Source organism: Aeromonas sp. 102P (genome assembly GCF_051920345.1).
Classification (GTDB): domain Bacteria; phylum Pseudomonadota; class Gammaproteobacteria; order Enterobacterales; family Aeromonadaceae; genus Aeromonas; species Aeromonas veronii.
The window spans coordinates 1,470,923-1,494,391 of the sequence record NZ_JBQBCZ010000001.1; the positions used below are offsets into that span (position 1 = coordinate 1,470,923).

Below are 23,469 nucleotides of genomic sequence, written 5' to 3' on the forward strand. Positions count from 1 at the left end.
GTTTTACGGCTCTGATGAGCGACCAGAATCTACTGGACGAACAGCTGGTTGAACGGGTCCAGCGCGGCGATAAAGCAGCTTTCAACCTGTTGGTAAAAAAATACCAGCATAAGGTGGTCAACCTGGTTGCCAGGTATGTCAACAATCCCGGTGATGTGCCCGATGTGGCGCAAGAGGCCTTTATAAAAGCCTACCGTGCATTGCCGACATTCCGTGGCGAAAGTGCTTTTTATACCTGGTTGTACCGAATTGCCGTGAACACGGCGAAGAATTATCTCACCTCCCAGGGGCGCAGGCCGCCTAGCAGTGATGTGGAGGCTGACGAAGCGGAGTCTTATGGTGGTGGTGAAGCCTTGCAAGAGGTCTCAACCCCCGAAAACCTGGCGCTGACTGACGAGATCAAACGCACCGTGTTTTCAGCCATTGAGGCATTGCCGGAAGACCTGAGGACAGCTATCACCCTTCGCGAACTGGAAGGGCTGAGCTACGAAGAGATTGCCGAAATCATGGATTGCCCAGTGGGTACGGTTAGATCCCGTATCTTCCGGGCGAGGGAAGCAATCGATAAAAAGCTGCAACCTTTGATCGAGAATTAACTGGGGAAAGACGGGTTAACTTATGGCAAATAAAGAGCAAATCTCTGCCCTGATGGATGGTGACCTGAGTGACGCAGAGGTACTGAACGAGCTGGAGATGGACTCCGACTTGCAAGATACCTGGGGTCGTTACCACCTGATCGGCGATGCCATGCGGGGTGACCTGCCGGTCAATCTGCAACTGGATCTCAGTGACAGCATTATGGCTGCGCTGGAGGATGAGCCCACCATACTGGCACCCAAGCCGGTCGAGACGGCTCCCGTGCTGCAACCTGCCGTTGCACCGGTCAAGACAGATTCTAATGTGGTTCCGTTGTTCCGCCGTGTCGGTCAGCAGCTGGGTCAATATGCCATTGCGGCATCCGTGGCCGCTGCCGTTATCTTCGGGGTGCAGCAGTATCAGGGGCAGGATGGCGTTCCGGCCAATCCGGTGCTCAATACCATTCCAATCGGTGGCAGTGCGGCGCCGGTGAGTGTTCACTATCCGCAACAGGATGGCGCCCGTGCCCGTCAGCAGGGGCTGACCGAACAGCAGATGCAGGAGCAGCGGGAGCGGATCAACGCCTTCCTGCGTGACCACCAGTTGCAGCAGCGCCTGTTGCAAGACAGACAGATCCAACAATAACGAATTGTCAGGGATACAAACGTGCGCCAGTCCAGCCGTATTTTGCTGGCCTCTCTCCTGCTGATTAGTGCCAAGGCCTCGGCCGACGATAAGTCGGCCGAGGCCTTGTTGCAGCAGATGCAGAGTGCCGTGCAGCAACAGAATTTCGAGTTGTCCATGGTCAAGGCCCGTCAGGGGCGTCTTGAACCGATCCGGATCAGCCATGCCGTGATCAACGGCAAGGAAGTGGCCCACCTCAGTTACCTCGACGGCAAGGCGATCGAGTATCTCCAGCGCCAGAATGAATACACCTTTTTTGAAAACAGCCACGATCCCTACACCCTGAAGGATGCCCGCTTCCCCGGCATCTGGTCGACCCTGGTGAAGATGCCGCTGGCGCAGGTGCTGGAGAGCTATGATCCAGTGCTGGCCGGTCGCAGCCGGGTCGCCGGTGTGGTGGCACAGGTGGTGAGGCTGGTGCCTAAAGAGGCCGATAAATATGGTTTCGTGCTCTGGATTGACGAGCAGTGCCACTTGCTGTTGCGGATCGACATGGTCGAGCGGGAAGGCAATCTGGTGGAGCAGGTGCTCGGTGTCGAGCTGGATCTGCAGAGCAAACCGGCCCCCTGGCTGGTGAAGCTGGCCAACAGCAAGCAGCCTCCGGCGCTGGCGCTGGAGGATGCCTATCCGGCGCCGCAACAGCAGTTGAACTGGCAGATCACCTGGTTGCCCGATGGCTTCAAGGTGCTGTCGCAAGATCGGCACCAGCTGGTGACCACCAGTATGCCGGTGGACTACATGATGCTCTCCGACGGGCTGGTGGATCTCTCGGTCTACGTCTCCCGGGTCGATCCCAAGCAGGCGGTGCGCCAGCAGCTGATCCGCCAGGGGGCGACTTCGCTGGTGAGCTATGTCAACGAGGCGGGGGTCGAGATCACCGTGGTCGGCGAGGTGCCTGCCGAAACCGCCAAGCGCATCGCCGAGTCGGTCCAGCCGCTGGCCCGCAACGAAGCGGTGCAGTAACGGGGGATGCGGGGTTGTTCCCCGCTTGCCGACCGTGGCGAGTCGTGGTCAGATCCCCTGATTGTGTGAACCCGAGGTGTTGCCGTGAATGAGATGAGTGAAGAGCTGGCGACCGTGGTGGCCATTGAGGGTGACCATGCCTGGGTGGAGTGCGAGCGTCGCTCCGCCTGCAGTGGTTGTCAGCAGCAATCCAACTGCGGTACCGGCACCGTGGCCAAGGCATTTCCCCTGAAAGCTCCCCGCTTGCGGGTCAGGCTGACCGCCGAGGTGCGGGTTGGCCAGCAAGTGAGGCTCGGTATCCCGCAAGAGAGTCTGCTGCGCGGGGCGGCGCTGGTCTATGTGCTGCCGCTGTTTTGTCTGTTGGCCGGCGCCTTGCTGGGGCAGCTCTGGCTGGCACCGCTGCTCTCGGGCGGGGAGGGGATTACCATTCTCTGCTGCCTGCTGGGGGGCGTGCTGGGCTTTTTACTGGTTCGTTACTTTTCCAACCGCCTGGATCAGGGGCGCTACGGCCCGCAGATGCTCGGCGTTGTCGTCCCTGTCCGCATCCTCCCCTGACTGAACAGGCGCTATTTCACTGGCGCTGGCGACTAAAGAATGGCCGTCAGCCGGGTTATCCAGTAAAATCGCGCCTCCATAACTGACCTTAACCAATTTTGAGTGACTCTTGCTCGATGAAACACATTCGTAACTTTTCGATTATTGCGCACATCGACCACGGTAAATCGACCCTGTCGGACCGTCTGATCCAGACTTGCGGTGGCTTGTCCGACCGCGAGATGCAGGCTCAGGTGCTTGACTCCATGGATCTGGAGCGCGAGCGCGGCATTACTATCAAAGCACAGAGTGTGACCCTGAACTACCAGGCACAAGACGGTAACACCTACCAGCTGAACTTTATCGACACCCCGGGCCACGTGGATTTCTCCTACGAGGTCTCCCGCTCTTTGGCGGCCTGTGAAGGGGCGCTGCTGGTGGTGGATGCCGGCCAGGGGGTTGAGGCACAGACTCTGGCCAACTGCTATACCGCCATGGAAATGGATCTGGAAGTGGTGCCGGTGCTGAACAAGATTGACCTGCCGGCCGCAGAACCCGAGCGGGTTGCCGAGGAGATCGAAGACATCGTCGGTATCGACGCAGTCGATGCGGTGCGCTGCTCCGCCAAGACCGGTCTGGGGGTTGATCTGGTGCTGGAAGAGATCGTTGCCAAGATCCCGGCACCGGAAGGTGACCCGGATGCCCCACTGCAGGCGCTGATCATCGACTCCTGGTTCGACTCTTATCTGGGGGTTGTCTCTTTGGTGCGGATCAAGAACGGTTCCCTGAAGAAGAACGACAAGATCAAGGTGATGAGCACCGGTCAGGTGTGGGGTGTCGATCGTATCGGTATCTTCACGCCCAAGCAGGTGGATACCCAGGGGCTGGGTTGCGGCGAGGTAGGTTGGGTTGTCTGCGGTATCAAGGACATCCACGGCGCGCCGGTGGGCGATACCCTGACTCAGGCCAAGAACGGTGCCGACAAGGCGCTGGCTGGCTTCAAGAAGGTGAAGCCGCAGGTTTATGCGGGTCTGTTCCCCATCTCCAGCGATGACTATGAGTCGTTCCGTGACGCCCTCGACAAGCTCTCCCTGAACGATGCCTCCCTGTTCTTCGAACCAGAGAGCTCCACTGCGCTGGGCTTCGGCTTCCGTTGCGGCTTCCTCGGTATGCTGCACATGGAGATCATTCAGGAGCGTCTGGAGCGTGAATACGATCTGGATCTGATCACCACGGCGCCGACCGTAGTGTACGAGATCGAGCTGACCGACGGCTCCACCATCCATATCGACAGCCCGGCCCAGATGCCTGCCATCACCAGCATCAAGGAGATGCGCGAGCCGATCGCCGAGTGTCATATCCTGCTGCCGCAGGAGTACATGGGCAACGTGATCACCCTCTGTATCGAGAAGCGTGGCGTGCAGACCAACATGGTCTACCACGGCAAGCAGGTGGCACTGACCTATGAAATCCCGATGGCGGAAGTGGTGCTCGACTTCTTCGACCGCCTGAAATCCACCAGTCGCGGTTACGCCTCGCTGGACTACGGCTTCAAGCGTTTCGAAACCTCCGACATGGTCCGTCTGGATATCATGATCAACGGTGAGCGCGTCGATGCCCTGGCCATCATCACCCACAAGGACAACGCCCAGTATCGCGGTCGTCAGGTGGTGGAGAAGATGCGCGAGCTGATCCCGCGCCAGATGTTCGATATCGCGATTCAGGCGGCCATCGGCAACCAGATCATCGCTCGCAGCACCGTCAAGGCTCTGCGTAAAGACGTAACCGCCAAGTGCTACGGTGGTGACGTGAGTCGTAAGAAGAAACTGCTGAACAAGCAGAAAGAAGGTAAGAAGCGGATGAAGTCCCTCGGCCGTGTCGACGTGCCGCAGGAAGCCTTCCTCGCGATTCTCCACGTCGGAAAGGATTAATAGATGGCAAGCACGTTTTCCCTGATCCTGGTGGTGGTCTGCGCGATCACCGGTGTCATCTGGTGTCTGGACAAGATGATTTGGTCCAAGCAGCGCGCCGCCAAGATTGCCGTGGCTCGTGCCCATGGCGGTGCCCACTTGGATGAGAAGACCTTGGCCAAGGTGGCCCCCGTGCCGGTCTGGATTGAGCAGACCGCCGGGGTCTTCCCGGTCATCACCTTTGTGCTGATCCTGCGTTCGTTCATTTTTGAACCGTTCCAGATCCCGTCAGGTTCCATGATGCCAACCCTGCTGGTGGGCGACTTCATCCTGGTGGAAAAATTTGCCTATGGCCTGCGGGACCCGGTGACCAACACCAAGTTCCTCGAGACTGGCGAGCCCAAACGTGGCGACGTGGTGGTGTTCAAGTATCCCCTTGAACCGCGCGTTGACTACATCAAGCGGGTGGTCGGCATGCCGGGTGATAGGGTCATCTATCGCAACAAGGAGCTGATGATCCGGCCCAAGTGCGAAGAGCAGGAAGGGAAAACGTGCCCGGGCTTCAAGAAGCTCGACGTCAAGTTTGAACAAAGAGGCGAATTTACCCAGATGGGGATCCCCCTTGACCGCTATACCGAGCAGTTGGGCGATGTCTCCCACGAGACCCTGCGCAATCCGCTGATGCCCGACATGGTTGGCCGTTACTATCGCCAGCCCGGCACCTACCCCGACGAGTGGGTCGTACCGGAAGGCCAGTATTTCGTGATGGGCGACAACCGCGACAACAGCACCGACAGCCGCTTCTGGGGCTTTGTGCCCGAGCAGAATCTGGTCGGCAAGGCGGTCGCTATCTGGATAAGTTTTGAATTCGAGCGCGAAGAAGGCTCCCTGCTGCCAAGTTGGGTACCGACAGGTGTGCGCTTCAACCGCATTGGCGGAATCAAGTAAATGAATATCAAGATGAACAGACTGCAGTCCCGTCTCGGGCATGTTTTTGCGGATCTGGAACTGCTGACCCGGGCGCTGACTCACCGCAGCGCCGGTTCCCGTCACAATGAGCGACTGGAATTTCTGGGGGACTCCATTTTGAGTCTGGTGATTGCCGACGATCTGTTCCACCGCTTCCCGCAAGCGGCGGAAGGGGATCTCAGCCGGATGCGCGCCACCCTGGTGCGCGAGAAGACCCTGGCCGAACTGGGCCGGGAGTTTGATCTCGGGGATCACCTGATCCTCGGCCCCGGCGAACTCAAGAGCGGCGGTTTTCGCCGCGAATCCATTCTGGCCGACACGGTCGAGGCGGTGATCGGTGCCGTCTATCTGGATACCAATCTTGAGACGGTGCGGACACTGCTGCTGAGCTGGTATGCCAGCCGCCTGGAAGAGATCAAGCCGGGCATCGAGCAGAAAGATCCCAAGACCCGTCTGCAAGAAATTTTGCAGGGAAGCCGCAAATCCCTGCCGACCTACACCGTGACCAACGTCAAGGGCGAGGCCCACAACCAGGAGTTCACCGTCCAGTGTGACGTGGAAGGTCTGGATGGTCCCCTCGTCGGGGTCGGCACCAGCCGTCGCAAGGCCGAACAGGCCGCGGCGCAGCAAGCATTGGAAAGACTGTCATGACTGCTATTGATGCAAGAGGCCGCGGTCTTTCAACACAACAGGCATTGGAAAAACTGTCATGACAGATACTACCTATTGCGGCTTTGTCGCCATCGTGGGCCGCCCGAATGTGGGCAAGTCCACCCTGCTCAACAAGCTGCTTGGCCAGAAGGTCAGCATTACCTCGAAGAAGCCCCAGACCACCCGTCACCGGATTTTGGGGATCGACACCGAGGATAACTACCAGACCATTTATGTGGATACCCCGGGTCTGCACATTGAAGAGAAACGGGCCATCAACCGCCTGATGAACCGTGCCGCCACCAGTTCGCTGGGTGATGTGGCCATGGTGGTGTTCATGGTCGACGGTACCCACTGGACCAAAGACGACGAGATGGTGCTGGGCAAGCTGCGCAATCTCAAGTGCCCGGTGGTGCTGGCGGTCAACAAGATCGACAACGTCAAAGAGAAAGAAGATCTGCTGCCTCACCTCGAGTGGCTGGGCCAACAGATGAACTTCGCCCATATTCTGCCCATCAGTGCCGAAAAGGGCACCAACGTGGAGAAGATCCGCGAGTGGGCCAAGGATCTGCTGCCGGAAAACGTCCATTTCTTCCCGGAAGATTACGTGACCGACCGCTCGTCCCGCTTTATGGCCTCCGAAATCATCCGCGAGAAGCTGATGCGCTTTACCGGTGAGGAGCTGCCCTACTCGGTGACGGTGGAGATCGAGCGCTTCAAGGTGGAAGAGAACGGTCTCTACCACATCCACGGCCTGATCCTGGTCGAGCGCGATGGCCAGAAGAAGATGGTCATCGGCAACAAGGGCGAGAAGATCAAGACCATAGGCACCGAAGCGCGCCTCGATATGGAACGTCTGTTCCAGAACAAGGTGCACCTCGAGCTGTGGGTCAAGGTCAAATCCGGTTGGGCTGACGATGAGCGCGCCCTGCGCAGCCTCGGGTATGGCGACGACTGATTGCTGACCCCGGCTTTCGTCATCCACAGTCGGCCCTATCGGGAGACCAGCCAGCTGGTCGAGGTCTTCACCCAGGATAGTGGCCGATTTACTCTGGTGGCTCGCGGTTCTCGCGGGCCACGCTCCCCTCTCAAGGGGCTGCTGCAACCCTTTACCCTGCTCACCATCGCCTGGCGCGGCAAGGGGGATCTCAAGAACCTCACCCAGGTCGAATGCCCGGATCACTCCCTGCGTCTCGGTGGCGATCGCCTCTTCTACGGCCTCTATCTCAACGAGTTGGTCTACTACCTGCTGGAAGCGCACACCCCGTTCCCCGAAGTGTTCGATGCCTATGCCCGTGCCATCATGGCGCTGGCCGACGGCGAGACGCCGGAGCTGCCGCTGCGTCGCTTCGAGTTCCTGCTGTTGCAGGCGCTCGGTTATGCGGTGGATTTCGAATACACGGCGGACGACGAGTCGCCCATCGAGCCGACCCTGCTCTATGGCTTCGAGCGTGAATTGGGCTTTGTTGCTTGCGAGCGGGCGCCGGATCCCCGTACCCTGTTTCTCGGTGCCCACCTGCTCGCCTTTGCCGAGGGACGTTTCGATACCCCTCCCTTGCTGCAGGCGGCCAAACGTTTCAGCCGATTGGCACTGCAACCCTATCTGGGCAAGCGCCAGCTAAAGAGCCGGGAGCTGTTTTTAAAACGCAAAGCCAGTATGCAAGGCTGACACAGATTACAGACATACGGATATTGGCGCGGTGTGATTCGCTGACCGCGCAGTCAACAGATGAAGCCTTTCAAGGAGTTCTCAATGAGTGAAATCTATCTGGGTGTGAACATCGACCATATCGCGACTCTGCGCAACGCCCGTGGCACCCAGTATCCGGATCCGGTACAGGCCGCGTTCGTGGCCGAGCAGGCCGGTGCCGATGGCATTACCGTGCATCTGCGTGAAGATCGTCGCCACATCACCGACCGCGATGTGGAGATCCTGCGCCAGACTATCCAGACCAGAATGAACCTGGAGATGGCAGTGACCGAAGAGATGATCGGCATCGCCTGCCGCATCAAGCCCCACTTCGTCTGTCTGGTGCCGGAGAAGCGCACCGAAGTGACCACCGAGGGCGGTCTGGACGTGGCCGGTCAGCTGGACAAGGTGACTGATGCCGTTGCCCGCCTCTCTGCTGTGGGTGCCCAGGTATCCCTCTTTATCGACGCCGATCCCATCCAGATCGATGCGGCTGCCGAGAGTGGCGCCCCCTTTATCGAGATCCACACCGGCCGTTACGCCGATGCCACCACCGATGCCGAGCGCAACGCCGAGTTCAAGCGCATCGCCGCCGGTGCCTCCTATGCCGCTGGCAAGGGCTTGAAGGTCAATGCCGGTCACGGCCTGCACTACCACAACGTCAAGGCCATCGCCGCCATCCCCGAGCTCTATGAGCTCAACATCGGCCACGCCATCATTGGCCGTGCCGCCTTCGATGGTCTGGCCAAGGCCGTAAGCGATATGCGCCTGCTGATGCAGGAAGCTCGTCAGGGGATCTGATGCTTCGGGCACTGGCAACGCACAGTGGCCATATGAAACAAAAGGGACGCCATGGCGTCCCTTTTGTTGTTTCTGCCGATGGGAATATCGCAGTCGTCAGACCTGCTGCTGCGCCCATCTTCCCAGACGTTGCAGCGCCTCGCCGAGCAGCTGGCGGGAGGTGCCTATGTTGATCCGCACATACTCTTCGCCATCGCTGACGTAGTGGGAGCCATCTTCGATGATGACCCCCGCTTCGACTGCCCACCTGCGGGTCACCTCGCTTGCGCTCATTCCGCTCCCTTTGGTATTGACCCAGACCAGATAGGAGGCATCCATCGGCATGACTTGGAAGTCGGGCAGATTCTCCCTGAAGTAGCGCGCCAGCAGGGCGTAGTTCTCTCTCAGATAGAGATTCAATTCGGCCAGCCATGCATCGCACTCGTTATAGGCGGTGATAATTCCCCAGAGCCCGAACACATTGGGAGAGGTGATGGAGTTCTGCTCAAGGCGCGCTCTGAAGCGGTTTCTTATCTGCGGATTTGGAATGATGCTGTAGGAGGTTTTCAATCCGCCCAGATTGAATGCCTTGTTGGGCGAGCTCATCAGCATCATGTTGTTGCAGTAACGCTCCTCCAGTGCCAGAAAGGAGACGAACTCGCCATGGATGATGTGCTCTGCATGCACTTCATCGACCATCATCAACACCTGATGGCGCAGGCAGATGTCGGCAACGGCTTCCAGCTCGGCCTGACTCCAGATCCTGCCCGACGGGTTATGGGGCGAGCAGAGAAAATAGATTTTGGGCTTGTGGCTAATGATCTGCTCCTCCAGCTTCGCCAGATCGATCCGGTATCGTCCTTTGTTCAGGGCTAACGGGTTGGCGACAACCTTGACCCCCTGCCTTTCGGCCGCCTTGGCAAAGGGATCATAGACAGGGGTGTTCATGATGATGCTGTCACCCGGCTGGCAGAATGCCTGCACCGTGTAGTGCAGGGTGGAGACGGTACCATAGGAGAGGGTGATCCACTCCCGTTCCACCGCGACCTTGTGGTGGCGGGCCTGGAAGTTGATGACCGCCTCGTAGAAATCATCGATGCAGTGGGTGTAGCTGAAGGTGCCCCAGCTGATGATTTCGCTGAACTTGCGAGCCACAGCCGGCGGCGATTTGAAATCCATATCGGCAATCCACATGGGAATGCTGTCGGCGGGAACGGGGCCAAAGCGGCTCTCGATCACTTTCATATCCCACTTGCGGCATTTGTCGCTGATGCGATCTGCCAGCTCGTCGAAACGGGAGGATTGCAAGTCGGCAGAGGGGGTTGGGAGGCGCAGGGCCTCCCGATCTTTACAGGAGAGCATCGAGATTATCCTTCACGGTTTGAACCTGAGTGCCAATGATGACCTGCACGCTGTGCTCGTCGATCTTGACGACGGAGAGGGCGCCAGCCTGTTTCAGGATCTTTTCCTGCAGCTTGCCCATATCGTGTACCACCAGTCTCAGCCGGGTAACGCAGTTGTCCAGGCTGACGATATTTTCCTTGCCACCGAGGGCACTCAGGATCACGGCTGGGTCATGTTTCGCAATCTGGATATCATCGACCTCATCCCTGCCGGGGGTCTTGATGTCATATTTCTTGATGTACCAATAGAAGACGGTGAAATAGATGGCAGACCAGATGAGGCCAATGGGAATTATCAGATACCACTTGGTTTGCCAGCCCTGCATGATGCCGAAAATAAGCAGGTCGAGTGCACTGCCATCGGTATTGCCGATGGTGACGCCACACATGGCCACTACAAAGAGCGCGGCGCCGGTCATAAAGACATGGAACAGATAGAGTACCGGCGCGACAAACAGAAACAGGAATTCGATGGGTTCGGAAATACCGGTCACGATAGAGACTAGTACCCCGGAGATAATCAGGCTCTTGATTCTGGTTCGATTGCCGGGCGTGGCTGCCATATACATGGCTAACGCTGCGGCAGGCAGACCGAATATAAAGGTCGGCATAAACCCTTGCGACAGGAAGGCGGTTGCTGCCGGGCTGATGGGTTCACCCGCTTTCAACTGGGCGAAGAAGATATTGAGAGCGCCGGAAATGGTTTCGCCATTGACCAGCTCGGTGCCTCCTGCCGGGGTGAAGCGCACCATGGCCAGCATGATGTGGTGCAGACCGAGCGGTTTGAGCAGGTTGATGGCCACTCCGTAGAGGAAGGCGCCAAAAGAGCCGGCAGAGATGATCATGTTGCCGACCGCAGTAATACCGAGCGCCACATAGTGCCAGAAGAGCGGCATGGCCAGACCGATCAGTGACATGACCAGCACAGTGATAATGGGCACGGAGCGCAAGCCGCTGAAGAACGAGAAGGCGTCGTGCAGTTTGAGGTTATAGAAACGGCGATGGATGAAGTAGGTCACGATCCCTGACACTATGCCACCCAGCACCCCCATGGAGAGGGTCTGAACCCCCATCACCATGGCTTGCCCCGCCAGTTTGATATTTTCCGGCGAAGCCAGTTGATTGGTACTGGCGAGATAGAAGTTGATCCCGATATTCATCGCCATATAGCCGACGAAACCGGAATAGGCCGCGACACCCTTGTTCTTTTCGGTCAATCCCATCGGAATGCCGATGGCAAACATGATGGGCAGATAGGTGAAGCCGAAGCTGCCTACGGTTGCCAGCAGATTGAAGACGAGCTGGGTATATTCCCCACCAAGAAAAGGAAAATTATCTATGGTGGAGGGGCTGGTAATGGATGATCCCACTCCCAGCAGTAATCCCATGAATGCCATCAGAGAGACGGGAAACATAAATGTTTTCCCCAAACTCTGGGCAAATTCCCATACCTTATTTCGCAAGGATGCGCGAGCCATCATTATTATCTCCCAGACCTGTTACCGTAATTTTATTGTTATCAAATCTTGTTATTGCTCATACACATACGGATTTTCGCCTCGACTACTTCCTCCATGGCGGCCATGGCGGGCACCAGATACTGGCGCGGGTCGCTGGCATCCGGATGAGAGCCAAGGAAGGCTTTCATCGCATCGGCGAAGGCGATCTTCAGTTCGGTCGCTACGTTGACCTTGCAGATCCCGAGTTCGATGCAGCGGCGCACATCGGCTTCCGGTACGCCGGAGGCGCCGTGCAGCACCAGCGGAATATCTACCTGCTCGCGAATGGCGGCGAGGCGCGCAAAGTCCAGACGGGGCTCCTCCTTGTAGAGGCCGTGGGCGGTGCCGATGGCCACCGCCAGCGAGTCGATACCGGTACGGCGGACAAACTCGGCCGCCTTGAGCGGGTCGGTAAATTTGGCATGAGCGGCATCGACGATGAGGTCATCCTCCTGACCGCCCAGCTGACCCAGCTCCGCTTCGACGCTAGCCCCCATGCGGTGGCAGAAGGTCACCACGCTGCGCACCTTCTCGATGTTCTCTTCAAACGGAAAGTGCGAGGCATCGATCATGGCGGAGCGAATACCCGCTTCGACCTTGTTGTGGATGTCCTGCTCGTCTTCGTGGTGATCCAGATGCAGCACCAGCGGGATACGGTACTCATGGGCCGCGGCCTGACAGATGGAGACCAGATACTCGACCCCAGCATGGCGATAGGTACCAGGGGTGCCAGCCAAAATCACCGGAGAGCGCATGCGAGCGGCGGTGCGAGCCACCACCTGCACGGTTTCCAGGTTGTGGATGTTGAAAGCCGGTACGGCGTAGCCGCGGCGCTGGGCATCTTTGAGCATTTCATGGGAAGAGATCAGATACATAGTGACTCCTGAGCGTCCTGATTGACGCGAGATCCTGAGAAAAGGGAGGAGAGCTGAGTCGGGTTTATCTCCCGGCCAGCCACCCAGATGTGTTGTTGATTGAGTTCAGTGGTGAGAGCGAGCAGGTTGGCCTGTTTGCCAACTGCCAGTGAACCGAGGCGATCGGCAATGCCGAGCATCTTTGCTGGTGCCAGCGAGGCCATTGCGATGGCTTCATCGAGCGGTACGTTCGCCAGCTGCACCATGTTGCGCACGGCATCGAGCAACGTGAGGGTGCTACCAGCCAGGCCACCGGCCTCGGTGCGCACCACCCCCTCTTTCATCTCGACCCGATAGTTGCCAAGCAGATAGTGACCGTCGGGCATACCGGCGGCGCGCATCGCATCGGTAACCAGCAGCAGGCGCTGGCCAGCGCAGCAGTGACAGAGCTTGAGCACGCTCGGGTGGAGATGATGGCCATCGGCGATCAACTCTAGCCAGGCAGCGGGATGGACAAGACCTGCACCGACCATGCCGGGTTCGCGGTGGTGCAGACCGCGCATGCCGTTGAAGCAGTGCACCAGCCCGGAGGCGCCCGCTGCCAGCGCCGCCATGGTGGTGTCGTGATCCGCCGCCGAGTGGCCCAGCATTACCCGCACGCCGTTTGCGGCAAGATGGTGAATGGCTGCGATGGCATTGGACTTTTCCGGTGCCAGTGCGACCACCTTCAGGCTGCCGCGCGCCAGCCGTTGCAGATGGTTCAGTTCGGCAATATCCAGCTCCCGAAACAGCGCCTGATCGTGGGCGCCCTTGTTGTCCGGAGTGAAGTAGGGGCCTTCCAGATAGCAGCCGAGCAGCTCGGCGCCCGGCATGCCGCGGACAACGCTATCGGCAATCCGAGCAAGGGCTTGCTCTATCTCGGGGAGTGGGGCGGTGACCGTGGTGGCAAGAAAAGCGCCGACCCCTTCTGCCGCCTTGGCCATCGACAAGGTAGCCAAGGCATTGCCATCGCTATCCATGACATCGACACCGGCACCGCCGTGGACATGACCGTCGATCAGCGCGGGCACCAGCAGCTCGACATCCCGCGCCGGATCGCCATCCGTGATGGGAGCGATGGCGGTGATGATGCCCCCTTCATGGGTCAGCTCCTGATGTTCCAGCCAACCCTGGTCGGTCAGCAGGCGACGGGCACGGATCCGTGAGGCCATCAGATGCCCTCCTCGACGAGAGCGGCATCTGCCTGACGCTCTTTGCTCATCTCATCCGCCAGTGAGGTGAGCCCCCGGTGGCCACAATCGAGCGCTTGCCGGCGGAATTCACGGGCGCTGAGGCCATCGCGCTCCAGCGCCATTTCCAGCAGCAGTTGCAGGTTGGTACCGGTAATAACCTCCCGCTCAGGTTGGTGCAGTGAGAGGGTTGAGGCGACCCGAAACGGGGTGCCACCGAGCAGGTCGGTCAGGAAGACCACGCCATCCCCCTTGTCGACCTCTGCCAGCGCCGCTTCGCACTGTGCCTGTAGCAGGGCGGTGGTGGAGCTCTCGGGAAAGTCGATGGCGATAACCGCTTCCTGTTCGCCGAGGATCTGCTGCATGGCGCGCTCCAGACCGCTGGCGAAACCGCCATGACCACAAATGATGATGCCCAACATAGTCTGTTCCTTTACTGCAAAGGGGGCCGGCTTGCTGCCGGCTCCGGATTAGAGGAAACCGGCGAACTTGCCGACGATACCGAGTACCACCGTGATGACGATGAGTCGCAGCGGGCTCCAGCCTTTGCGGATCAGGGCGTACATCGCCAGGGTGTAGAGCAGCGGCAGGAAGGCGGGCATCAGCTTGTCGAGCACATCCGCCTGCAGTTTGACGACTGCATCACCGGCAGTGATCTCCAGCGTGGTGCCAAGACGCACATAGGTGGCGACCAGCGCGCCGATCACCGTCATACCGACGATGGAGGCAGCATGCCCCACCTTGCGGGTATTGGCCTTGATGACCGGAATGGCCGCCACCCCCATGCGGTAGGCGTAGTGCGCCAGACCAAAACGCAGGCCGAAGTGGACCACGTTGAACAGCAGGAAGAAGACCACGGCACCCATGATGGAGCCTTGCAGCGCTAGATCTGCCCCTATGCCGCCGCAGATGGGGAGCAGGGTGAGCCAGAACATGGCATCGCCGATCCCGCCGAGCGGTGCACCGACGGCAATCTTGGTGCTCTGGATGCTGTTGACGTTCTGTTTGGAGCGCTCCATCGCCAGCACGATCCCCATCACGAAGGTGACCAAGAAGGGGTGGGTGTTGAAGAAGCCCATGTGCCCTTTCATAGCCTGCGAAAGGTCCCGCGGATTGGTGTGGATCTTCTGCAGTGCCGGCAGCAACCCATAGAGCCAGCCGGAGGCCTGCATCCGCTCATAGTTGAAGGAGGCCTGCAGCAGCAGGGATCGCCAGGCAAAGCGGTTTATATCCTGCTTGGTCAGCTCGGCGCCAAGCTGCTGATCTTCATAGGTGTCTTCGGATTGTGGCCGGGTATTGTGCGGTTCGGCGCTGGAGATGATCCGCGCAGCTGTGTTGTTAGATGCCATCTTCGGTTTCCTCCTGAACAGGACGAGCTTGCGGGGTGGTGGTGCGCATGAAGTCGATCAGGGCCATGGCCAGCGCGGCGGCTGCGATGGCCAGCACCGGCAACTGGAGCCAGGCGGCAGCGACGAAACCGAGGATGAAGTAGGGGATATAGACGTTCTTCATCATGATCTTGAGCAGCACGGCAAAACCGATGGCGGGCATGATGCCGCCAGCAACGCCGAGGCCGTCGATGAGGCGGGCAGGTAGCACGTCGATGGCCGCCTTGGCATGTTCGGCCCCGAAGTAGGTGGGCAGGAAGGCACAGAGGAAGTAGAAAGTGCCCAGAGCCAGCAGTGCCAGGTAGTTGACCCGCTCGATACCGCGCACGTCAGCCGCTTCGGCCATGCGATCGCAGCGGGACATCACCCCCGACATCACCGAGAAGAGGAAGGTGATCCCCATCTGCACGGCCACGGCGAAGGGAACGGCAACCCCGACCGCCACATCCGGCTTGACCCCGGTGGTGATGGCGAAGGTGGCGCCGACTATGGTGCCGATAATGACGTTGGGCGGTTGCGCCCCCGCCAGCGGGGCCAGCCCCATCCAGACCAGCTCCAGGGTACCGCCCACCAGAATGCCGGTAGGCAGGTCGCCGAGGATGAGGCCAACCAGCGGCCCCAGCACCACGGGACGGTGGAAGTGGGTCAGACCGTTGAACAGGTCGAGTCCGGCGAAAAACGCCAGGATGCCAAGCAGCAGACCTTGTAACAAACTGATTTCCATCACAATTGTCCTTAATCAGAGCAAATTGAAAATGTCCTGTGCCGGTTCGGTCGGCACGCCCTGGACATAGCACTCGACACGGGCGTCCCGCAGGGCGCGAAATGCGGTGATGTCCTGTTCGTCCACGGATACGGTCTTGTGGATTTGACGCTTGCCGTCGGCGTAATGCATGTTGCCGACGTTGATCCGGGAGATGGGGACACCTCCCTGAACCAGGGTGTTGAAATCGGTAGGGTTTTTGCAGACCAGCAGGATCTTCTGGCGATCTGCCGCCTTGTGGATGTTGTCGATCACCTTCTGGAGCGGCCAGAACCGCACCGCAATGCCTTCGGCCAGTACCATCTCCATCAGGTTCTGCTGGATGGGGTCCTCTGCCACTTCGTCGTTGGCGACCAGCACCAGATTGGCACCGGCAAAGCCGACCCACTGGACACCGACCTGACCGTGGATCAGACGCTCATCGATCCGGCTCAATACGATATTGGGCATCACAGCACTCCTTCTTGGTGGAACGGATAGATATTGACCCCCTGTACGACCCGGTTGACCTGACCGGTGGGGCAGGGATTGTCCGGGCTGATCCCCAGTCCCAGCGAAGTATGGAAGGCGTAGTACTGGGCATAGAGCAGGTAGCAGAAGGCGAGCTGGGCATCGTCGCCATGCAGGGTGGCGGGCAAATAGATGTGCTCCCCCTCCTCGATGGCGGGATGGTGCTGGTCGGCGATGGCGATCACCCGGGCGGCCTTGCCATCGCTTCGCAGCTCGCGCAGCAGATCCAGATCGTATTGCCGGGTGTAAGGGTCGTTGGAGATGAGCAGCACGATGAGCGTCTGCTCGTTGACGACCGATTTCGGGCCGTGGCGAAAACCGGTGGGAGAGTCGAACATGGCGACCAGACGGCCTGCGGTCAGCTCCAGCAGTTTGAGGGCCGCCTCCTGCGCCACCCCTTGCAGACTACCGCTGCCAAGATAGATGACCCGTTCGGGCAACTGCTCATTCCATGTCGGTAAGCGCTGCACAACCTGCTCCAGAATGGCGTCGCTGGTGGTGACCAGTTGCTCGCAGCTCTGGCGGTTGAACCGCTCTGGCAGGAAGAGAGACAGGCAGCTCAGCATCATGCTGGTCAGGCTGCTGGTCATGGCGAAGCTGCGATCATTGGTCTGGGGTGGCATCAGCAGGGCCAGAGAGTGGGCATCTTGCTGGCAGCGGCGATAGAGCGCCCCTTCACTGTTGCAGGTCAGCACCAGATGGTGGCAGTGGCTGAGCAGCTGGCTGGCCAGTTCGACCGCCGCCACGCTCTCGGGGCTGTTGCCGGAGCGGGCAAAGGAGATAAGCAGGGTAGGGCAATCTTCGGCCAGATACTCGGCCGGGTCGGTGACGATATCCGTGGTGGCGATCGCCTCGACCCGGGCATGCAGGTGGGCCGAGAGATAGGGGGCGAGCGCCCGACCGGCAAAGGCGGAGGTGCCAGCCCCGGTCAGGATAATGCGCAGCTCTTGCCGGGCGAGCAGGGGGGTCAGAAAACGGGTCAATGCTGGACGGCACTCCTCGACCATGGCGAGGGTCTCGCGCCAGGTGGCGGGTTGCTGGCGAATTTCACGGGCAGTCGCCAGGCCATTGGCACTGCGCAACATCTCTTCTGGATAACCAAGGATCATGTCTGCAACTCCTTATACAACGGGGTCGAGCTGGGAATGGCGGCGAGAGGCCGCAGTGCAGGCGCTGGCGTAGTGCCGCAGCACCTCCTGCACCTGATCGAGAATGAGGTCATGGGGATTGGCCGAGAGCGTGCCCTGACGCACCTTGCGATACTGCAGGGGCAGATGCTGGCTCAGCAGTGGCAAGGGGATGGGCTCCGCCGCCAGATTGGCCAGCAATCTGGCGTAGCACTCATCGACCCGGCTATCGGGCCAGTAGTAGCGAATGCGATCCGAATAGCTGTAGCCACGGGCCAGCCGGCACTCGTTGGCACTGCCCTGATAGTGGCTGCGCCAGAAGTCGGGGCGCTCCAGCATGGTCTCTTCCATCACCTTGCGCAGACCTGAACAGGCCTTGGCAACCACCAGTTCCTCCTCGATGGCGGCAAGGGCAAACAGCGCTTCGCGCAGGGCGAAGGTGAGGGCTGGGCCGACTTTGAGAATGGCAAAGTGGTCGCGTACCAGCTGGCGGTAAGCCTCGGGAGTCTGGTAATCGGTGGAGTGGGCCTCGAACACCATGTGGGGATAGGCTTCGATCATCCGGCTAAGGGGAGCCGCTTTTTCGGGCCGGTAATCGATGACGCGGGTATGGTCAAACTCGACGCCGGGTTGCACCACCAGACCGATCACCCTCGGCCAGATATGGGCCAGCCCCGCCTTGTTGAAGGCCTGTTGATGGGCCTCGAGGGTGTGGCGTGCCGCCTCCGGCGTGGTGACCGCCAGCTCGGCCAAGTCTTCATGGGCACCGCCCGGCACCGGCACCTCGGTGCCAATCACATAGACCAGATCGCTCTCGCCAAAAGTGGCCAGACAGGTTTGCTCGGCGATCTGCGCCAGTCGTGCCGCCCTTTCAGCGACCAGCTCATCGGTCAGGGGAACGGGATCGCCCTGACAGGACATGCTGCAGTCGAGGTGGATCTTCTTGAACCCGGCCGCGACATAGCTGGCGATGAGATCCCCGGCATGGGCCATGGCCTGCCCGGCCGGTTCCCCCTGCCAGCGGTTGGGGCCCAGATGGTCGCCCCCCAGAATGAGGCGCTGCGCCGGAAAGTGACACTGTGCCGCCAGCTCGTAGAGGCGATCGCGAAAGTCGGCGGGGGTCATGCCGGTATAGCCGCCAAACTGATCCACCTGATTGGATGTGGCCTCGACCAGCAGCAGCTCATCTCCTTCGGCGGCCAGCCGCAGCGCGGCCTCCAGCACCAGCGGGTGAGCGGAGCAGACGGCGTAGATCCCGGTCTGTTCTCCCTGTTTATGTCTTTCGACCAGTGCCAGCATGGATTTCATTTTGATGTTCCTTGGTTGCTGCGGATGGAAAGGTTCTTTCGATTTCTTTTCTTTACGGTAGTGGCGAGCAAAAGAAAACGAAATAAAAGAGTCGTCAGTTCTTGAAAGAGATCACAAAAAGAAAGATATCGAAAGTATTTGAATGGTGGGGAAAGATGGGGAGCGTGGTGATAAAGCGTAATGAAGGCTTGATTTGGCACCTTCGCTGAGCGTTAATATGCAAACGTAACGAAGTGAAAGCGATCTTTCACTACAGCATTCCGGCAGAAGAACTATGCAAACAAGCGAAAAAGGTGCGCTCGGAACCAGCGAGCGGCGGGAGCGGATTATTCAGCAGCTGCGCAGCAATGGCAGCGTTCAGGTCAACGAGCTGGCGAGTCACTATCAGGTCTCTACCGTGACCATCCGCAACGATCTGGCCTTTCTGGAGAAGCAGGGGGTGGCCGTGCGTGCCTACGGCGGCGCCCTACTGTGCGAGCCTGGCCAGACGGTGCCGGAGCGCACCATTGCCGACAAGAGCGTGCTCAATACACCGGTGAAACAGCGGATCGGTGCGCTTGCGGCGACCCTGGTGCCCTCCGGCTGTCGTCTTATCCTCGATTCGGGGACAACAACGCTAGAGGTGGCGCGCCATCTGAAGGGACACCAGGAGATCCTGGTGATGACCAACGGCATGAACGTGGCGAATGAACTGCTCGAAGCAGAAGGGGTGGAGCTGCTGATGACGGGTGGACATCTGCGCCGCAAGTCGCTCTCCTTCTACGGTGCGCAAGCGGAGCAGTCCCTGCAAAACTACCACTTTGACATACTGTTTCTCGGGGTGGATGGCATCGACCTGGATCGCGGCGTCAGCACCCATCATGAGGACGAAGCACGCCTCAACCGCTGCATGTGTCAGGTGGCCGAGCGGATTGTGGTGGTCACCGACTCCAGCAAGTTTGGCCGGCGCAGCCTGCACAAGATCATCGATACCCTGCGTATTCACACCCTGATCACCGACGATGCCGTGCCTGTCGATATCCTTTCCGGCCTGCGCAATGTCGGTATCGAAGTGCTGTTGGTACCAGCCGATGGCAGCAAGGGGCAGGAGAAGCAGGGGCAATATAATCCAGTGCAATCAGCTATAAGCGGTTGATGACAAACGCGATAGACTGGGTTTCTCATTCACTGGACGAGCCTGTTATGTACCACCCCGATATCACCGAACTTGAACCTGTCGCTCGCGCGGCGGGAGCGGCCATCATGGCCATCTACAGCCAGCCCTTCGCGGTGGAGTACAAGAGCGACGAGAGTCCGCTGACCGCGGCCGACAAGGGGGCTCACGAGGTGATAGTGCAGGCGTTGGCACGGCTGACTCCCGACATCCCTGCGCTGTCGGAGGAGTCGGGGGCCGAGGTGATGGCGGCGCGCCACGGCTGGTCACGCTACTGGCTGGTGGATCCCCTCGATGGCACCAAGGAGTTTGTCTCCCGCAACGGCGAGTTCACCGTCAATATCGCGCTGATTGAAGAGGGGACGCCGCGCTGGGGATTGGTCTATGCCCCTGTGCTGGACAAACTCTGGTATGGCGGCAAAGGAGTAGGCGCCTGGCGCATCGTCGATGGCAAGCGCGAGCCAATCCAGACCCGGCCCCATCGTGAAGGAGAAGCGTGGCGGGTGGTAGGAAGTCGCAACCACCTGTCTCAGGAGACCCTCGATTTCTTGGTTCCCTTTGGTGAGATCGAGCTGGTCTCCATGGGCAGTTCGCTCAAGTTCTGCATCATCGCCGAGGGGGGCGCCGAGCTCTATCCGCGCCTCGCCCCCACCTGCGAGTGGGATACCGGTGCGGCGCAGGCGGTGCTGGAGGGGGCGGGGGGCAGCGTCACCCAACTCGACGGTTCACCCCTTGTCTACAACAAGCCAGATATCCTCAACCCCTGGTTTGTGGCTAGGGCATAAACGAGATACCGGGATGCAAAAAGGCCGGACTGGAGTGAACTTCCAGTCCGGCCTTTTTTATTTCGCTATTCGCTTCGGGTCAGAAGACCTTCTTGAACGGCTTGATGGTCACTTTGGCATAGACGCCAGCTGCCACATAGGGATCGGCATCGGCCCAGGCCTGGGCGTCCGCCTGCGAGGCAAACTCGGCGATGACAGTGCTGCCGGTAAAGCCGGCATCGGCCGGATCCTCGGCATCGATGGCCGGGTTGGGGCCGGCTGTCAGCAGGCGACCCTCATCCTGCAGGGCTTGCAGGCGAGCCAGATGGGCGGGGCGAACCTGCTTGCGCAGCGGCAGGCTGCCCTGAACATCTTCGGAGTAGATGAGATACCACATGAGACAATCCTTTTCTGATGAGGGTTATTTTTTCAGCTGCTCTTTTTGATCAGCCGGAATATGGCGGTAGAGGTAGACACCGCTGAGCAGGGTAAAGACCAGCGTCATCCCTAGCAGGCCGAACACCTTGAAGTTGACCCACATCTCTTGCGGCAGGTTGAACGCCACGTAGAGGTTGAGCAGGCCACAGACGGTAAAGAAGCCGACCCAGCCGAGATTGACTGTGTCCCAGACCTTATCGGGTGCTTGCAGCTCCTTGGCCAGCATCTGTTTGATCAGATTCTTGCCAAAGCCGTAGCGGCTGATAAGCAGACCCAGTGCGAACAGCACGTTGATGACGGTCACTTTCCACTTGATGAAGGTGTCATCGTGGAAGAAGACGGTGAGGCCACCGAAGAAGCCGACCAGCAGGAAGGTAAAGAGCTGCATCTTCTCGACCTTGCGATAGCGGATCCAGCTATAGGCGAGCTGCAGACCGGTGACCACCACCAGTGCGCCGGTAGCCATGTAGATGTCGTAGAACTTGTAGACCGCGAAGAAAACGATAAGTGGAATAAATTCAATAAATTGCTTCATTGTTGGCGCCTAGTCCTCAAAAATGGCCTGCAAATTTCGCCCAGTCTACCTGCACGGCGGACAACGGCAAATGAATAAGACCGCTCATTTTTACGCCGGTTCCGCGCCGTCACCAAACAGTTGGCGTGCAATCGAGATCCCCAGTCGCTGCTGATCGGCCAGCAGTTCACGGATATGGCGCTCTTCGATAAGCGGGTTGAGCAGCACGGCGCGCAGCAGGGTGAGCGGTGGGGCGCCGTAGCGCAACACAGCGCGCTGGGTGCGGGAGACAAAGCTGTGCCCCTCGGCCCGCTGGGCTTTTTGTAGCGCCACGTTGAAGGCGTTGATCTGCTCGTTGGCCGCTTCGTCCAGCACCTTGCCCTGCAGATGGGGCGGGATGCAGCGATAGGAGAGCAGGTTCATTACCGGAGCAGACATCAACTCGAAGGCGGGGTCGCTTTCGATGAGCTCGGCCATCAATCTGGCTCGGTCGTAGTTGGCTTCGATAAGCTCGGCATAGCCTTGCTGGCCGAAGAGCTGGAAAGCGGCATCCAGATAGAGGGCATTGGCCGGGCGGGTGCCCTCCAGGGTAAAGCGACCCTGATCGAACGAGGTGGCGCGAATGGCGTAGGGCGCCTCTCGCTTGACCGCCATCATCAGGTCCGGCTGGCGGCAGAGCAGCATGCCGGTACCAAGCGGCACCAGCAGTTGCTTGTGGCCATCGAGGGTGACGGTATCGGCTCGCTCGATCCCGGCTAGCAGACCTTGATAGCGGGGGGAGAAGAGGGTCGGGCCGCCCCAGGCAGCATCCACGTGGAAGTGGATCTGCTCGCGCTCGGCGATGGCGGCCAGCTCCGGCAGGGGGTCGATGGAGCCAAAGTCGGTACTGCCCGCCACGCCGACCAGCGCCAGTACCTTCAATTTCTGCTCTTTACACTGGCTGAGCGCCAGCTCCAGCGCAGCCAGACTGAGCCGGTTCTGTTCGTCGGTCTCAAGGCGCCAGACGCTGCGGGCACCCAGTCCCAGCAGATCCATCCCCTTGTCGAAGGAGTAGTGCATCAGCCGGGAGCCTAGAATGACGGCGCCGCGATAGCCCTGCTCATAGAGGGCGAACAGGTTGTCGCCACAGGCGCGGTTGCGAGCCAGCCACAGTGCCGTGACGTTGGCGATGGTGCCACCGCTGGTCATGACGCCGAGGGCGGCATCCTTGGCATGCATCTGCTCGCCGTAGAAGGCATCATCCCTGCCATAGATGAGGCGGTGCAGCTTGGCCAGCACCTCCCGCTCCAGAAAGCTGAGCAGGCGGGAGGACTCCATCTTCATCGGATTCTGGTTCAGCATCACCAGCAGGCGTGACAGCTCGGCGGTATAGGCCGGCAGTGGCGCCGTCATGTGGCCCATGTAGCGTGGCGAGGTGAGGTGTGAGGCTCCGGGCACCAGAGTAGCCAGCCGCGCCAGATACTCCTCGATAGGTTGGCCGACTGCAGGCATGCGGGATTGATCGAGCTGGTGGGTGAACAGGTCGCGCTGGTAGGGGGCCTGACTGTCGTCGGAGTGGTGAAAGCTCTCCAGCAAGGTGTTCATCGCCTCGCCAAAGGCGGGATCCGCTTGTGCAAACAGCTCAGTCAACTTCATCAGGTTCTCCAGACCAGGTCACCGGGGTAGGTGTCTATGCCGCTTGTCTTGGGCATCGGCGGCAGAGCATACACCAAAGGTTGGCAGGTGACAGCCACTCCATTTTTTAAGCGAACACTTGTACTCC

At 59.6% G+C, this 23,469-nt stretch carries 25 protein-coding genes; 12 read left to right on the forward strand and 13 right to left on the reverse strand.

Annotated features, from left to right (window positions below):
- The first annotated feature begins 14 nt into the window (after positions 1-14).
- From rpoE to pdxJ, 10 genes are all read left to right on the forward strand, one after another.
- Positions 15-596, forward strand: a complete 582-nt coding sequence (gene rpoE / locus ACTG1K_RS07100) for an RNA polymerase sigma factor RpoE (protein ID WP_005335411.1) — start codon at positions 15-17, stop codon at positions 594-596.
- A 22-nt stretch (positions 597-618) separates the two neighbouring features.
- Positions 619-1,221 (forward strand): RseA family anti-sigma factor, encoded by a 603-nt coding sequence (locus ACTG1K_RS07105; RefSeq protein WP_005335409.1) that lies wholly within the window; start codon positions 619-621, stop codon positions 1,219-1,221.
- Positions 1,222-1,242: 21 nt separating this feature from the next.
- Positions 1,243-2,223 carry a MucB/RseB C-terminal domain-containing protein gene (locus ACTG1K_RS07110; RefSeq protein ID WP_440005008.1) on the forward strand — a complete coding sequence of 327 codons (981 nt, stop codon included), beginning with the start codon at positions 1,243-1,245 and terminating at the stop codon, positions 2,221-2,223.
- Between the two features lie 93 nt (positions 2,224-2,316).
- Complete coding sequence (locus tag ACTG1K_RS07115; RefSeq protein WP_040068038.1) at positions 2,317-2,778, forward strand: SoxR reducing system RseC family protein; 462 nt, start codon at positions 2,317-2,319, stop codon at positions 2,776-2,778.
- A gap of 116 nt (positions 2,779-2,894) precedes the next feature.
- Positions 2,895-4,688: a translation elongation factor 4 gene (gene lepA, locus ACTG1K_RS07120; protein ID WP_005335396.1), complete on the forward strand. Its 1,794-nt coding sequence runs from the start codon at positions 2,895-2,897 to the stop codon at positions 4,686-4,688.
- 3 nt (positions 4,689-4,691) lie between these two features.
- The gene (lepB, locus tag ACTG1K_RS07125) at positions 4,692-5,615 is read left to right on the forward strand and encodes a signal peptidase I (protein ID WP_005335395.1); all 924 of its coding nucleotides are present in this window, start codon (positions 4,692-4,694) and stop codon (positions 5,613-5,615) included.
- On the forward strand, positions 5,616-6,287 hold the full coding sequence (rnc, locus tag ACTG1K_RS07130) for a ribonuclease III (RefSeq protein ID WP_103250418.1): 672 nt from the start codon (positions 5,616-5,618) through the stop codon (positions 6,285-6,287).
- Between the two features lie 58 nt (positions 6,288-6,345).
- Positions 6,346-7,245, forward strand: coding sequence for a GTPase Era (gene era, locus ACTG1K_RS07135; RefSeq protein WP_005335393.1), 900 nt, complete (start codon positions 6,346-6,348; stop codon positions 7,243-7,245).
- Positions 7,246-7,956, forward strand: coding sequence for a DNA repair protein RecO (recO, locus tag ACTG1K_RS07140; RefSeq protein WP_005335391.1), 711 nt, complete (start codon positions 7,246-7,248; stop codon positions 7,954-7,956). It begins immediately after the preceding gene.
- A gap of 84 nt (positions 7,957-8,040) precedes the next feature.
- Entirely contained in the window at positions 8,041-8,778 is a 738-nt protein-coding gene (gene pdxJ, locus ACTG1K_RS07145; RefSeq protein WP_005335389.1) for a pyridoxine 5'-phosphate synthase, read from the forward strand.
- Between the two features lie 96 nt (positions 8,779-8,874).
- Here pdxJ and ACTG1K_RS07150 read toward each other — a convergent pair whose 3' ends face one another.
- The 10 genes from ACTG1K_RS07150 to kbaZ form a co-directional block, all read right to left on the reverse strand.
- On the reverse strand, positions 8,875-10,119 hold the full coding sequence (locus ACTG1K_RS07150) for a MalY/PatB family protein (RefSeq protein WP_323928053.1): 1,245 nt from the start codon (positions 10,117-10,119) through the stop codon (positions 8,875-8,877).
- Positions 10,106-11,575, reverse strand: coding sequence for a maltose/glucose-specific PTS transporter subunit IIBC (gene malX / locus ACTG1K_RS07155; RefSeq protein ID WP_440005009.1), 1,470 nt, complete (start codon positions 11,573-11,575; stop codon positions 10,106-10,108). The genes ACTG1K_RS07150 and malX overlap by 14 nt, the downstream gene beginning before the upstream one ends.
- Positions 11,576-11,679: 104 nt before the next feature.
- Positions 11,680-12,534 (reverse strand): tagatose bisphosphate family class II aldolase, encoded by an 855-nt coding sequence (locus ACTG1K_RS07160; RefSeq protein WP_041210622.1) that lies wholly within the window; start codon positions 12,532-12,534, stop codon positions 11,680-11,682.
- On the reverse strand, positions 12,525-13,724 hold the full coding sequence (gene nagA, locus ACTG1K_RS07165; RefSeq protein ID WP_425857078.1) for an N-acetylglucosamine-6-phosphate deacetylase: 1,200 nt from the start codon (positions 13,722-13,724) through the stop codon (positions 12,525-12,527). Before nagA ends, ACTG1K_RS07160 begins: the two co-directional genes overlap by 10 nt.
- A complete protein-coding gene (gene agaF, locus ACTG1K_RS07170; protein ID WP_425857080.1) occupies positions 13,724-14,164 on the reverse strand; it encodes a PTS galactosamine/N-acetylgalactosamine transporter subunit IIA in 441 nt (146 codons plus the stop codon). Before agaF ends, nagA begins: the two co-directional genes overlap by 1 nt.
- Before the next feature lie 48 nt (positions 14,165-14,212).
- Positions 14,213-15,091: a PTS N-acetylgalactosamine transporter subunit IID gene (gene agaE / locus ACTG1K_RS07175; protein WP_323928329.1), complete on the reverse strand. Its 879-nt coding sequence runs from the start codon at positions 15,089-15,091 to the stop codon at positions 14,213-14,215.
- Complete coding sequence (gene agaW, locus ACTG1K_RS07180) at positions 15,081-15,854, reverse strand: PTS N-acetylgalactosamine transporter subunit IIC (protein WP_005354369.1); 774 nt, start codon at positions 15,852-15,854, stop codon at positions 15,081-15,083. The genes agaE and agaW overlap by 11 nt, the downstream gene beginning before the upstream one ends.
- A gap of 15 nt (positions 15,855-15,869) precedes the next feature.
- Positions 15,870-16,343: a PTS N-acetylgalactosamine transporter subunit IIB gene (gene agaV, locus ACTG1K_RS07185; RefSeq protein WP_005335358.1), complete on the reverse strand. Its 474-nt coding sequence runs from the start codon at positions 16,341-16,343 to the stop codon at positions 15,870-15,872.
- A complete protein-coding gene (locus ACTG1K_RS07190; RefSeq protein WP_425857084.1) occupies positions 16,343-17,512 on the reverse strand; it encodes an SIS domain-containing protein in 1,170 nt (389 codons plus the stop codon). Before ACTG1K_RS07190 ends, agaV begins: the two co-directional genes overlap by 1 nt.
- A gap of 12 nt (positions 17,513-17,524) precedes the next feature.
- Complete coding sequence (gene kbaZ, locus ACTG1K_RS07195; protein ID WP_321149469.1) at positions 17,525-18,838, reverse strand: tagatose-bisphosphate aldolase subunit KbaZ; 1,314 nt, start codon at positions 18,836-18,838, stop codon at positions 17,525-17,527.
- Positions 18,839-19,112: 274 nt separating this feature from the next.
- Between kbaZ and ACTG1K_RS07200 the strand changes: the two genes are divergently transcribed.
- Together ACTG1K_RS07200 and cysQ are read left to right on the forward strand one after the other, a co-directional pair.
- Complete coding sequence (locus ACTG1K_RS07200; protein WP_425857087.1) at positions 19,113-19,973, forward strand: DeoR family transcriptional regulator; 861 nt, start codon at positions 19,113-19,115, stop codon at positions 19,971-19,973.
- A gap of 47 nt (positions 19,974-20,020) precedes the next feature.
- The gene (cysQ, locus tag ACTG1K_RS07205) at positions 20,021-20,776 is read left to right on the forward strand and encodes a 3'(2'),5'-bisphosphate nucleotidase CysQ (RefSeq protein WP_425857090.1); all 756 of its coding nucleotides are present in this window, start codon (positions 20,021-20,023) and stop codon (positions 20,774-20,776) included.
- 79 nt (positions 20,777-20,855) lie between these two features.
- On the opposite strand, the gene ACTG1K_RS07210 is transcribed toward cysQ, so the two are convergent.
- The 3 genes from ACTG1K_RS07210 to ACTG1K_RS07220 all read right to left on the reverse strand — a co-directional run bounded on the left by ACTG1K_RS07210 (position 20,856) and on the right by ACTG1K_RS07220 (position 23,342).
- Complete coding sequence (locus ACTG1K_RS07210) at positions 20,856-21,152, reverse strand: YciI family protein (protein ID WP_033112808.1); 297 nt, start codon at positions 21,150-21,152, stop codon at positions 20,856-20,858.
- Positions 21,153-21,176: 24 nt separating this feature from the next.
- Positions 21,177-21,728, reverse strand: coding sequence for a septation protein A (locus tag ACTG1K_RS07215; RefSeq protein WP_201908539.1), 552 nt, complete (start codon positions 21,726-21,728; stop codon positions 21,177-21,179).
- A gap of 90 nt (positions 21,729-21,818) precedes the next feature.
- Positions 21,819-23,342, reverse strand: coding sequence for a pyridoxal-dependent decarboxylase (locus ACTG1K_RS07220; protein WP_425857095.1), 1,524 nt, complete (start codon positions 23,340-23,342; stop codon positions 21,819-21,821).
- Positions 23,343-23,469: the final 127 nt, after the last annotated feature.